This window comes from Niallia sp. 03133, from assembly GCF_052663225.1.
The window spans coordinates 345378-358669 of the sequence record NZ_JBQTCY010000003.1 but is presented as its reverse complement, the minus strand read 5'-3'; the positions used below and the strand labels follow the sequence as shown (position 1 = coordinate 358669).

Sequence of the window (13292 nt, the reverse complement as noted above, 5' to 3'; positions counted from 1 at the left end):
TTATCCTATACGTTTCACTGATCGTTCTTTTAACCATTGGCTCATCCAAAATCCAACCGTTAATGAAAACGAATCGATAACAATTAACAAAAATGTATCTGTATACCCTTTATAAACAGAGGCTGCGATCAAAGCTACTGTTAACATTAATGCAAGTACTCGATTATACGTTACACTAGAAAAAAGCATTACTATTATTCCTGGGAAAAAAAGTGCGGCTGCATATTTGATCACAAAAAAAACACCTCTTTTTTACTTAAGCAAAATTTGTTTGCTCCACTTGAAAGCCTAATTTTGTTAAAGCACTTGCTAAATTATTAAAAATAGAAATTTTACTAAAATCAATGCCAAGCTGAATCGCGGTTTGGGCAATTTCCGGTCTTAATCCTGATAGATATGTATGAACTCCAATTAATTTTAATGCCTGCATCACTTGAAAAAGCTGATGTGCTACCATTGTATCAATAATAACGACTCCTGATAAGTCGATAAATAAGTTTTCTATATGCTTTTCGCTGCACTGGGCTAGCGTTGCTTCCATTATAATATGTGCTCTTTTGGTATCAATATCACCAATCAATGGCAAAACACCAATGCCACGGGCAATAGGAATTACGGGACAGCTAAGCTCATGAATTGTTTCCTGCTGTGCATACAATTGCTCGAGTTTAAATTTATCATAATATTCAATAAATATATTTGTAAACAGATCAAATGCAAAATTTGTTAAACCAATCCATTTAAATACAGCTTGGACCGATAATTTTTGGGGATCTTTATCGGCAAACTTCTCAATATAGGAAATAAAAATAGATTTCGTTTGGTTCAATTGTTGAATAGATTCTACAATTGGAACAGCATCATTTGATCGCTTCTTCGCAACAGATACAGCCCAATTTGTTAAAGTCGCTTCATACACACTCTCTTCTTCCAAAAATACATTCATCACATTTTCCACTAACGTTTGATGACTATCAATCAGCAGCTTCAACGTCTCTTCTGAATTATTTGTAGAATAGAATGTAGATGTACTATTTTCTATTGTTTGCAGCCAGTCATTACACATGTCCTCTGCATGATTCATTAAGTATGTATATAACTCTTTCATACATTCTGCCACTTAGGGATCCTCCTATGTTTCACACTTAAAATATCAAATCAAGCTGACGACAAATATTGTCGAGCAGCCTTGCATTCACTTTTCAACACGTTAATTGAATACAAGATACCCTCCATTTTCCTCATCATGGTTTAAACAATATACCATCCAAGTTAATAATATATATTGATCATGTTGGATTTGAAGGAATCGATTATGTAGGGGATTATCAGAGTAGAATAATCTATTAATAACAGAAATTTTTCTGCTTTTCCGTCGGAATACTACTCACCTAATTTTTTCAATTTTTAATTAAACCAGTGGCAAGTATTTGAAAAAGAGGCTTAACAGAAGATGACCTTTTTTTGGCATTGCGCAGCATAATGATAATCTCATTCAATTCATGTGGCGATAACTCTTCTATTATCCAATCAGCCAGCTCCTGATGACTTATAGAGATGTTTCGAAAGGGAATCTTAATTGTTCGGCATTTCATTAATTCATTTCTTATTATATTTATATGGTAATCATATTTCGTTAATGTTGACTTCTGTAACTCCTCATGAAATGGAAATGACTTATCATTCCCCATATCTCCACCCCTCCCCTGAAATAATTACATTTTTTCACAAGCATCTTAATATAGTTTTAAATAATATATCTCTATTAGTACATGTAAGAGTAAATATATCTATTTAATAGAAATAGGTCAAACAAGAAAAGAATAATTCCTTTTAATTGCAGAAAATTAGGAAATAGGTATGATTCCATCTAGTAGATTAGTAGGTTTTCTTATATGTTTTTATAAGGTAATATTTACTAATAAAGTAACCTTCCATCAGTGGGGGTTTTCTTTATCCCCACTGATGGTTAGTTGCACTTATCGGACCTTTACGGGCAGTTATCCCCCGCCTATCTTCCTCGATTTCTCGGAATCTTGAGGCGGTGGTCTTACTGCCCGTTAAGAGTGGGATAAAATAATTATTTGTCCTATTCCCCACACATCAAGTAACCATTTTTTTGTAAAGGAGAACATGAAATGGATATGGAACATACAACAGAGCCTATTATTGGAAATCTACTAAACGATGATATCTTTTCAAATTCCATACAAGGTCTTTTGCTGCTTAAAAAAGGTACTATTTTAAATCAAACACATATTGAATTATTAGAAAAACATCTAGTTGACCCCTTCAAAGTTATTCCATCATTTGTTTCCAATTCTATATCTGTTGAACAAACGTACCATAGTCTTTTAAATGAAGTAAAAAAAGTATTTTCACATATTTTAAAAAGGGAAGAGGAAGGGGTGGAACAACTGCTTTCTCACTTTTCAAAAATGGTTGAACTGTGTTTACACGATTTCTCTACATTAGATATCATTCATAAACATATTTCCCAATCCGATTATATATATCAGCATAGCATAAATGTTGGCATTATCTCTGCCCTGATCGGAAATGTATTAGGCTATTCAAAAAAAAATTGTCAGCTGCTTGGACAGATGGGCTTATTTCATGACATCGGTATGCTAACAATCACCCCGTCAATTTTAAAAAAAGAAGGCAAATTAACGGAAAAAGAATATAAAGAAATACAAAAACATACGATGCTAGGAAAAAGCATTCTTTTTTCTATAACACAATTAGATATTCTTATTTCAAGAACTGCTTTATTGCATCATGAAAGAATAAATGGAAAAGGCTATCCATGCAACCGTTTCGAAAAAGACATACCTTTCATGATTCAAATTGTTTCAGTTGCCGATGCATTTAATAGCATGTGTACCTCAGATCTATATAAAGATAAAAAAACTTATTTCGAAGCTATTGATGAACTAATCAGTGAAGCATACGGCAATACCTTAAACCCTGCCATTGTTATTCCGTTTACACAATTTATTATGAGAAAACAGCTTTTTAAAAAGGTAAAATTAAATAATAATGAAACAGCAGAAATTATTTTCATCCACCAAAATGAACCACATTTGCCGCTGGTTCGTTTAAAAAACAACTATGTTGATTTACGAAAAGCTTCCCCATTAAAAATTACTAGTCTAGCATAGATATTCTATTCCCGCAAAATAAGAGTTTTACACCAAAAAAGAAAAGTTTTGTCTCGTAAAAGTTGTAAAAATAACCTTTAGAGGCATCTTTTCTTATTATTTTTTTACCGTCTGCTGTTTCACTAATTTTTTTTGCCGCTATATTTATCCCACTCTTAACGGGCAGTAAGACCCCCACCTCAAGGTGCTGAGGAATCGAAGAAGCTAGGTGGGGGAAACTTGCCCGTAAAGGTCCGATAAGTTCAACTAACCATCAGTGGAGGATGAAGAAAACCCCCACTGATGGAAAGGTTCACTTTATACAGCTTGTTTCTGCAGCTGAACTTCAGTAGGTAGTCTCTCGATTCAGACAAAAAAAAAACGAGGAAGGGTAGCTCTCCTCGTTTCAAATTGTATAGAAAAAGTTTAATAATGCAATATCTAACCAGCGGCGGACAGCTAAGTCGCTATTAAACGCCTTTAAATGCTTTACGGTAAATATCAGCCAACTCTGTTACAAGTGGTAGTTTTGGATTAGCAGTTGTACATTGATCTTCGAATGCACGGTCAGCTAAATAGTCTACTTTTGCTTCAAAATCTTTTGCATTAACTCCATTTGCTTCAATGCTCATTGGAATGTTTAGTTCTTTTGCAAGGCGGACAACCGCACGGATAAAGCTTTCTACACCTTGTTCTACCGTATTTGCAGGCAATCCTAATATTCTTGCTAGTTCTGCATAACGTTCATCTGCTTTAAAATGTTCATATTTAGGAAAAGCAGTGAATTTTTTTGGTTTTTCTGCATTATAACGGATAACATGCGGCAAAAGAATTGCGTTAGAGCGTCCATGGGCAATATGGAATTCAGCTCCTAATTTATGTGCCAAACTATGGTTGATTCCTAAGAATGCATTAGCAAAGGCCATCCCTGCAATAGTAGATGCGTTATGAACTTTTTCTCGAGCTTCCTCATCAGATCCATTTCGGTATGCTTTAGGCAAATATTCAAATATTAATTGAACTGCTTTTACTGCAAGAGCATCAGTATAATCATTCGCCATAATAGACACATATGCTTCCACAGCATGTGTTAATACGTCCATTCCAGTATCTGCTGTAACAGCTGGCGGCACTGTCATAACAAACTGAGGATCAATAATAGCAACATCTGGTGTTAATTCATAATCAGCTAAAGGATATTTAACATTTTGTTCTTTATCTGTGATTACGGCAAAAGATGTCACTTCAGATCCTGTTCCAGATGTAGTTGGAATGGCAACAAATTGTGCTTTTCCACCTAAGTTTGGATATTTATAAATTCTTTTTCTTATATCTAAGAATTTTTGTTTTAAGCCGAAGAAATCCTCATCTGGATGTTCGTAGAATAACCACATTCCTTTCGCAGCATCCATTGGAGAACCACCGCCAAGCGCGATAATGCAGTCAGGCTGGAATTTTGCCATCATTTCTGTTCCTCTAACAACTGTGTCTAATGATGGATCTGGTTCTACATCAGAGAAAACTTCCACTTGAACTAAATTCTCTCGTTTTCTCAAATGATAAAGTAATTTATCTACATACCCAAATTTGACCATGTATGGATCTGTTACAATAAATACTCTAGATATATCCGTCATTTTTTGTAAATATTGTACGGAATCTTTTTCGAAATAAATTTTTGGTGGAACTTTAAACCATTGCATATTATTTTTTCTTTTTGCCAGTTTTTTTACATTTAATAAATGAACATCTGTTACGTTAGTAGATACAGAGTTTCTGCCATAAGATCCACAGCCAAGTGTTAATGATGGCATATAGGCATTGTAAATATCGCCGATTGCCCCTTGAGAAGAAGGTGCATTGTTGATAATGCGGCATGCTTTCATTCTTAGTGCAAATGCTTTTGTTACTTCTTCATCTTCAGAATGGATGACTGCAGAATGTCCTAATCCGCCAAACTCCAGCATTTCCTCTGCTCTTGTAATTCCTTCTTCTGTTGAATTTACTTTATAGCATGCAAGTACAGGGCTTAGTTTTTCTCTAGAAAGTGGATGATCCGGTCCAACAGCTTCTAATTCTGCAATTAGTATTTTTGTATCTTCCGGCACTTTTACTCCTGCTAAATTTGCAATATAATGGGCTGATTTCCCAACAATATTTGGGTTGACTGCACAAGTATTTTCGTTGATTACTAGACTTTCTACTTTCTTTTTCTCTTCTTCATTTAAAAAATAGCAATTATTGCGCTGCAGTTGATTTTTTACTTCATCATAGATTTCTTTATCAATAATGACCGCTTGTTCAGAAGCACAAATCATTCCATTGTCAAATGTTTTAGAAAGAATTAAATCATTTACTGCTCTTTTTACTTTTGCTGTTTTTTCAATGTAGCAAGGAACATTACCAGCACCAACTCCAAGTGCAGGCTTCCCGCAGCTGTAAGCAGATTTCACCATTCCCGGACCTCCAGTAGCAAGTATTAGCGCAATTCCAGGATGGTTCATTAACGCTTGTGTTGTTTCAATCGACGGCTTTTCAATCCATTGGATACAGTTTTCAGGTGCACCTGCTTTAACAGCTGCATCTCTTAAGATTCTAGCAGCCTCACTACTGCATTTTTGAGCGGATGGATGGAATGCAAACACGATAGGATTGCGTGTTTTAATGGCAATAATCGCTTTAAACATAGTAGTTGATGTTGGGTTTGTAACAGGTGTAACACCAGCTATAACACCAATTGGATCCGCAATTTCTACAATGCCATTTACTTGGTCATCATTGATTACTCCAACCGTGCGATCGTATTTAATATTATGATAAATATATTCTGTTGAGAATATATTCTTAATGATTTTATCTTCATAAACGCCTCTTCCTGTTTCTTCAACAGCAAGCTTCGCCAAGTACATATGTTTATCTAAACCAGCCAAAGCCATTTCTTTCACAATATTGTCCACTTGTGCTTGATCTAATTGATAAAATTCATCCAAAGCTTTTTTTCCTTTTGCAGCTATTTCATCAATTATAGCGTTCACGTCTTTTTTTGCTTTTACATCTTTTTCAACAACTGACATCTAAATCCCTCCACTTAATTAGAGAATGCTTTTAAACAACTTTGTGAAAATATTCACAATTATACCTTAAAGAAAAACTACTTTTTGAGTAGCTAATTTTCAGGGATGACCACATCCTTTTATACAATAATATAATTTAATGATGTCTCAACATTTTGTTGGTAAAGATATTTAGAAATGAGTTCCTTAGCTTCTAAATTTATCTTTGCTTTTCTTTACACCCTTATAATATACCGATTTGAAATATGCATCAATAGGTTAAATTAAATTTTGTTCAACATTTCACAAAGTCTTTCACATTTCGTTCACAATTGCTTTCGATGCTTCTTTTTTCTAAGAGCATGCTGGATTTTCCTGTGCGCAAATCTTTTTAACAATTGTTACTTTTATAGTTTGCTAAAAAAAGATTGCTGTAGACCCACCTTGTTTTCACTTGATATGATAATAAAGTTGAACAGGAGGGTCTGAAGTGGAAAAAAAATACAAGGACTTAAAAATCGGAGAACAGGCAGCTATTTTAAGTATTGCTGTATACATTCTATTATCGATCATTAAACTAATCATTGGATTTTCAACTAATTCAGAGGCCTTGCAAGCGGACGGTTGGAATAACTTCACTGATATTATTGCATCAACAGCTGTTTTAATCGGTTTACGGCTTTCACAGAAACCAGCAGATAAGGATCATTTATATGGTCATTGGAAATCAGAAACAGTTGCTTCGTTAATCGCCTCTTTTATAATGATGGCAGTCGGATTGCAAGTATTGTACAATGCAATCACTGTTTTTTTAGACGGCAGTCAAAAAGCTCCAGATCTGATTTCTGCCTATACGGCAATCGGCTCTGCTATTATCATGTATTTTGTTTATCGCTATAACCACAACATTGGATTGAAAATAAAAAGTCAAGCTGTGAAGGCTGCTGCTAAAGACAATCTTTCTGATGCAATGGTAAGCATCGGAACAGCTGTCGGTATATTTGGCTCTCAATTTCACCTAACTTTTCTTGATCCACTAGCTGCTTGCATTGTTGGCATCCTAATTTGCAAAACAGCATGGGATATTTTTCGAGAAGCATCTCATTATTTAACAGATGGTTTTGATGAATCATTAATAGACTCCTATCGGCATACCATTTCTGCTGTTGCTGGAGTAAAAGAAGTTAGGGATATTAAAGCTCGAAATTATGGAAATAGTGCCGTGGTGGATGTAGTTATTTCAGTACATCATGATTTAGATTTAGTTCACGCCCATAATATTTCCACCTATGTCGAAGAACAATTAATCCAAGAACATGATGTGCTAGAAGTACATGTTCATATTGAACCGGATTAAAGGGGAAATGGAAACATTTAGGATCATTTGCCGTTTATAAGCAGAGAAAGCAAACGGCTAAATGTGCTAATCTAGTTTCCCTTTCTTCCTTCCATATATGAAAAAATGAGGAAATTCAATTTGTTTAGAAGACAGTTGGATCTCCTCTTTTTTAAAGATAAGAAAGTATAAGTTTTCTGAAGTCTGACGGGTGTCTAGCTCCAGCGCCCTATCGACTTCAACGCTTCCCTCACCTCGTCTATGATAAGTCAACATCGAATCGCTACGCTCTTCGTATTTCCTTTATCTCACTCGATTCAGTCCAGCTTTTTCCGTCGATGAGCAAGGGCGCTTGCGCTTTTCTTAATAGGCTTTTGCCCAATACACCAATTCTTTCGCTTTTTTGCCACAGCATACACATTCTTCTCCTATATGCTCTTGTTCAAATGGAATACATCTTGATGTAGCACCTGTATCTTCTTTTATTTTATCTTCACAAGCTCTGTCTCCACACCACATTGCTTGAATAAAGCCAGTTTTTGTATTTTCTGTATATTGTTTAAACGCATCATACTGAAAAGCTTTGTGTGTATTTTCGTCTAGATGGTCTGCTGCCTTTTTAAATAATGCTTGTTGAATATCTTCAAGCATTTGTTTTAGCTGTTCTTCTAATTGATCAAGCGAAACGGTTTGTTTTTCGCCAGTATCCCTTCTGACTAGCACTACTTGTTTCTGGTCGATATCTCTTGGACCAGCCTCTAGACGAACAGGGATCCCCTTCATTTCATACTCATTAAATTTCCAGCCTGGTTTTTTATCACTTGCATCTATTCCGACGCGTGCTATACGGGAAAGCTGTTCTTTTAATGTGTAAGCAAAATCAAGAACCCCTTCTTTATGCTGCGCAATCGGAACGATCATCACCTGCGTTGGAGCAGCATTAGGCGGAACAACTAACCCTCTGTCATCTCCATGCACCATAATCATGGCTCCAATAATCCGTGTTGTAAATCCCCATGATGTTTGCTGAACATATTGCAAATTTCCTTGTCTGTCACTGAATTGAATGCCAAATGCTTTGGCAAATCCATCCCCAAGATTATGGGATGTTCCAGATTGAAGTGCTTTCCCATCGTGCATAAGACTTTCAATGGTATACGTGTATTTCGCTCCAGCAAATTTCTCTTTTTCTGTTTTTTTCCCTTTTATTACTGGAATGGCAAGTATTTTCTCACATACTTCTCCGTAAACTTGAAGCATTTGCACCGTTTCTTTATCTGCATCTTCTATTGTTTCATGACATGTATGCCCTTCTTGCCATAAGAATTCCAATGTCCGCAGGAAAGGTCTTGTTGTTTTTTCCCATCTCACTACATTTGCCCATTGGTTATATAATTTTGGCAGATCCCTATAAGAGTGAATGATGTTTTTATAATGCTCGCCAAACAGCACTTCTGATGTAGGACGAACACATAAACGCTCCGTTAACTGCTCTTCCCCGCCATGCGTTACCCATGCTACCTCTGGTGCAAAGCCTTCGATATGATCCTTTTCTTTCTGCAGCAGACTTTCAGGAATAAATAATGGCATATAGACATTTTCATGGCCAGTTTCTTTTATACGCTGATCTAATTCATTTTTTATCTTCTCCCAAATTGCAAATCCGTATGGACGGATAATCATCGAACCGCGGACACTCGAATAATCAATCAATTCTGCTTTTGTTACAACATCTGTATACCATTGAGCAAAATCTTCTTCCATCCGTGTTATTTTTTTGACAAATTCTTTACCCATAAGCCATCACCTCATTTAATTTAAGAAAATAACTCCATTACAAGCAGAAAAAAATGCCATCTTACAAAAAATGATTTTAAACACAAAGAAGCTTTGCCTTCTATTAGGGACCAAAAATTGGCGGTACCACCCTAATTTAAAGCAAAGCTTTACACTCATCCATGATAACGGTATTGAACCGCTGCGATCTTCAAAGTATCCGAACAGAACGAAAGAGACAGGTTCAACAGATGTCTATAGAATTCTTCCAGCGACTGAATTCCTCTCTTGGAATAGACAGGACTATTTACTAATTCTCTTTATAGTTTCATTATTTTACTTTTATCCCACTCTTAACGGGCAGTAAGACCCCCACCTCAAGGTACTGAGGAATCAAAGAAGCTAGGTGGGGGATAACTGCCCGTTAAGGTCCGATAAGTGCAACTAACCTTCAGTGGGGGATGAAGAACCCCCCACTGATGGAAAGGTTCACTTTATATATTTTTATAAATAATAAACGAATAGTCCAATTATTGTCAAATATCTATCTATTTTTTATTTATCTCAGTTAAAAGATAATGTTATTTTTGGGAAGGGAATTTCCGAGACTCCTGCTAAAAAAACGGGCTGGCAAGACCCCTTAAGACGACAAGCGAGGAGACTTGCCGGTTCGTCCACGGAAAAGCGAGTAGATTCCCTGACCATTCAAAAATCTACAATAAAAATTTAACAAAGACCTCCATGCAAATAAAGATTTGCACCATGGCACATGAAAAGAAGCAGTCTCCCTATTTTTTAGCACAAAGCAGCCGGCATACACGAAGATTCCTATGGGATTAGCGGGACAGTCGAGACCCCACAGGAGCAAAGCTCCGAGGAGGCTTGACGCCCGCCCCATGGAAAGCGAAGTGTATGCCGGCTGCGGACTACCACAAGAACACCACACTTTTCAGGGTAGACACAGACACCCATGCAACAAAACTTGCACCAAGGCACATGAAAAGAAGCGGCTCGGCGCTCGCCCGCGGAAAGCGAAGTGTATTCAACCTGCAGAACCATTTTTTCAGGGTAGCCATTTAATCAAACATTATTACCAAATAGCCACACTGCCATCTGTACGAGATTCTGTTCCACCGTAATACACACCCGTTTCTGGATCTCGCCAAATGATTTGCGCCCTTCCACATTCATTCGAATCAATAGACATCGTAATTTCATGTCCCTTTCTTCCTAATCCTTCAATAATATGACGAGGAACATTTGTTTCCAGCATAATCTTTTTATCGCCAAACCATTGCCAGCGAGGGGCATCAATGGCAGCCTGTGGATTTAATCCAAATTCAATCATATTCATTAATACTTGCACTTGACCTTGGGGCTGCATAAATGCTCCGATTACACCAAAAGGACCAATTGGAGTATCACCTTTTGTAATAAAGCCTGGAATAATTGTATGATACGTTCTTTTACCAGGTTTTAAACAGTTTACATGATTAGGATCCAAAGAGAAATTATGGCCTCTGTTCTGCAGTAGAATGCCCGTTTCAGGTACGACTAAACCAGAGCCAAAATCTCTGTAATTGCTTTGAATAAAGGAAACCATATTTCCTTCATCATCTGCAGCTGCGACATAAACAGTACCGCTATGCTGTGGTTTTCCAGCTTGAGGCAGACTTGCAGTATCTTTAATCTGCTTTCTGCGTTCATCTGCATACTCATCTGACAACAGCTCTTCTAATCTTACTTTCATATCTTCTTTTTCGCTAATAAATTCTTTTCCATCTGTAAAAGCCAATTTCATTGCTTCTAATTGAGTATGATACGTATCGACTTGCTCTTTTTCATGGAACTTATAGCCTTTTAAAATGTTTAATGCCATTAAAACAACTGTGCCTTGACCGTTAGGCGGTATTTCCCAAACATCATACCCTTTATAGTTGGTTGATACTGGCGTCACCCATTCAGGGTAAAAATTAGCTAAATCTTCTTTTCTAATTTTCCCGCCATATTTTCTGGAAAATTGATCTATTTTATCAGCAAGCTCACCGCGGTAAAAAGATTCTCCGTTGCTTTCCGCAATGCTTTCTAATGTAGTAGCAAAGTTTTCCGATTTCCAAACTTCTCCTATTTGCGGAATTTTCCCATTTGGAGCGAAAGTATCAAAGAATGCTTCATGTTCTTCTCCATTTACTAATTCTTTAATTTTGTTAACTCCATTCATCCAATTCCTTCCTGCTGTTGGAGAAAGAGGAAACCCTTCTCTTGCATACGTAATCGCAGGCTTAAGAACCTCACTTAAGCTTAATTTCCCAAATCGTTTGGAAAGTGCCGCCCAAGCAGATGGCGCTCCTGGAACGGTAACTGGAATGAAGCCTCTTTCAGGCATAGAGGAAAAGCCAGCTTCTTTCACTGCTTCCACTGTTGTTTCCATTGGAGCAGGACCACTTGCATTTAAACCATAAAGAGAATTATTCATCCAAACAATCGCAAAAGCGTCTCCACCAATCCCATTAGAAGATGGCTCCACAACGGTTAAACAAGCAGCTGCTGCAATGGCTGCATCCACTGCATTTCCACCCATTTTTAATATTTCCATCCCTGCTTGCGCCGCCAGCGGCTGAGATGTGGCAACCATTCCTTTTTTTGCAATCGAGCATACTCTTTTTGAAGAATATGGATAGGTTAAAAAATAATCATTCATTCTAATTAACTCCTCTCTTTATGGCTAAAAACAAAATTTTTATGCGTTTTTCATGTAAACATCCAATGCTGCTTGAATGCCTGCCCCTTTGTTTACTTCTACACCATGTCGTATTAAACATGCTTCCAAGCTTGCTAATGCAAATAGAACATTTTCTTTGCGGCAGCTGTAACCCATTGTTCCAATTCTCCAAATTTTCCCATGAAGTGGACCGAAGCTGCTTGCTATTTCAACGCCAAACTCTTGCAGCATCATGCTTCGTACAGATTCTGCATCTACGCCTGCTGGAACGTTAATACAAGTAACCGTTGGCAGCTTAGAACGGCTGTCTCCAAACAATTCTAACCCCATGCCTTCAATACCAGCCATAAGTGCTTTTTCATGATATTTATGACGTTCAAATCTTGTTTCTAAGCCTTCCTCCAATACAATTCTTAATCCTTCATGTAAAGCATATAACATCGAAGTTGCTTCCGTATGGTGGTTTAGTCTTCTTGGGCTCCAGTAATCCTGAAGCTGGCTTAAATCTAAATAATTGCTAATAATAGGATGATGGGAAGATTTTTCTGCTAACTCAGAGTCTGTTGCAATTCCTCTTTCTACTTTTTTACGTTGAAGAAGAATTTTCTCTACTCTTTCATTGTACGTAACTGGTGCATTTCCAGATGGAACAGACAAGCATTTCTGATTTCCGCCAATCACTGCATCAATATACCAATTATCTGTTTGTACATCTGCACCGCCAATTGTTGCGACAGCATCCACTATAAATAGTACATCTTGTTCTCTGCATGCTTTTCCGATTTGTTCTAACGGCTGCATACGGCCTGTTGATGTTTCTCCATGTACAATTGCTACGATTTTTGGATTTACTTTTTTGATTTCCTTAATAACATCTTCTGGGTCAAAAACCTCTCCCCATTCACAATGCATTAAATGAAGATCTGTGCCGTATCTTTCAGCGATTTCAGTCAGGAGATGACCGAATCTTCCATAAATCGGAATAAGTACTTTATCGCCAGGCTCAATCACACTGCCTAGAACAGCTTCTAATCCTGATCTTGATGTACCGTCAACAGGGAATGCCCATTTGTTTTTCGTTTGAAACACTTCTTGGATCATGTTCATTACTGTATTCATAATAGAAGTAAAAGCTGGATCAAACTGACCAACAATCGGTGTGCTCATCGCTCTCAATACTCTTGGATCTGCTTCTACTGGTCCTGGTGTCATAATCGTTCTTAATGGGGTGTTAAGTTCTTTATAGCTCATTTTTATTTCAT

9 protein-coding genes and 1 other annotated feature are annotated in these 13292 nt (G+C 36.9%); of the genes, 2 read left to right on the top strand and 7 right to left on the bottom strand.

Annotation, left to right across the window (positions count from 1 at the left end; genetic code table 11):
- The 3 genes from ACTYBU_RS06240 to ACTYBU_RS06230 form a co-directional block, all read right to left on the bottom strand.
- Entirely contained in the window at positions 1-234 is a 234-nt protein-coding gene (locus tag ACTYBU_RS06240; RefSeq protein WP_445488050.1) for a DUF2198 family protein, read from the bottom strand.
- 22 nt (positions 235-256) lie between these two features.
- The gene (locus ACTYBU_RS06235) at positions 257-1120 is read right to left on the bottom strand and encodes an STAS domain-containing protein (RefSeq protein WP_445488049.1); all 864 of its coding nucleotides are present in this window, start codon (positions 1118-1120) and stop codon (positions 257-259) included.
- Positions 1121-1400: 280 nt separating this feature from the next.
- On the bottom strand, positions 1401-1691 hold the full coding sequence (locus ACTYBU_RS06230; protein WP_445488047.1) for a hypothetical protein: 291 nt from the start codon (positions 1689-1691) through the stop codon (positions 1401-1403).
- 447 nt (positions 1692-2138) lie between these two features.
- Between ACTYBU_RS06230 and ACTYBU_RS06225 the strand changes: the two genes are divergently transcribed.
- Positions 2139-3164 (top strand): HD-GYP domain-containing protein, encoded by a 1026-nt coding sequence (locus ACTYBU_RS06225; RefSeq protein WP_445488046.1) that lies wholly within the window; start codon positions 2139-2141, stop codon positions 3162-3164.
- A gap of 449 nt (positions 3165-3613) precedes the next feature.
- On the opposite strand, the gene adhE is transcribed toward ACTYBU_RS06225, so the two are convergent.
- The gene (adhE, locus tag ACTYBU_RS06220; RefSeq protein WP_445488044.1) at positions 3614-6217 is read right to left on the bottom strand and encodes a bifunctional acetaldehyde-CoA/alcohol dehydrogenase; all 2604 of its coding nucleotides are present in this window, start codon (positions 6215-6217) and stop codon (positions 3614-3616) included.
- 469 nt (positions 6218-6686) lie between these two features.
- Here adhE and ACTYBU_RS06215 point away from each other — a divergent pair, with 469 nt between their 5' ends.
- Entirely contained in the window at positions 6687-7553 is an 867-nt protein-coding gene (locus ACTYBU_RS06215; RefSeq protein ID WP_445488042.1) for a cation diffusion facilitator family transporter, read from the top strand.
- A gap of 342 nt (positions 7554-7895) precedes the next feature.
- On the opposite strand, the gene proS is transcribed toward ACTYBU_RS06215, so the two are convergent.
- The 3 genes from proS to ACTYBU_RS06200 form a co-directional block, all read right to left on the bottom strand.
- Positions 7896-9329 (bottom strand): proline--tRNA ligase, encoded by a 1434-nt coding sequence (proS, locus tag ACTYBU_RS06210; RefSeq protein WP_445488040.1) that lies wholly within the window; start codon positions 9327-9329, stop codon positions 7896-7898.
- A gap of 102 nt (positions 9330-9431) precedes the next feature.
- Positions 9432-9641, bottom strand: a binding site (T-box leader).
- Positions 9642-10398: 757 nt separating this feature from the next.
- The gene (gene ggt, locus ACTYBU_RS06205; RefSeq protein WP_445488039.1) at positions 10399-12009 is read right to left on the bottom strand and encodes a gamma-glutamyltransferase; all 1611 of its coding nucleotides are present in this window, start codon (positions 12007-12009) and stop codon (positions 10399-10401) included.
- Positions 12010-12048: 39 nt separating this feature from the next.
- Entirely contained in the window at positions 12049-13281 is a 1233-nt protein-coding gene (locus tag ACTYBU_RS06200; RefSeq protein WP_445488037.1) for a pyridoxal-phosphate-dependent aminotransferase family protein, read from the bottom strand.
- Positions 13282-13292: the final 11 nt, after the last annotated feature.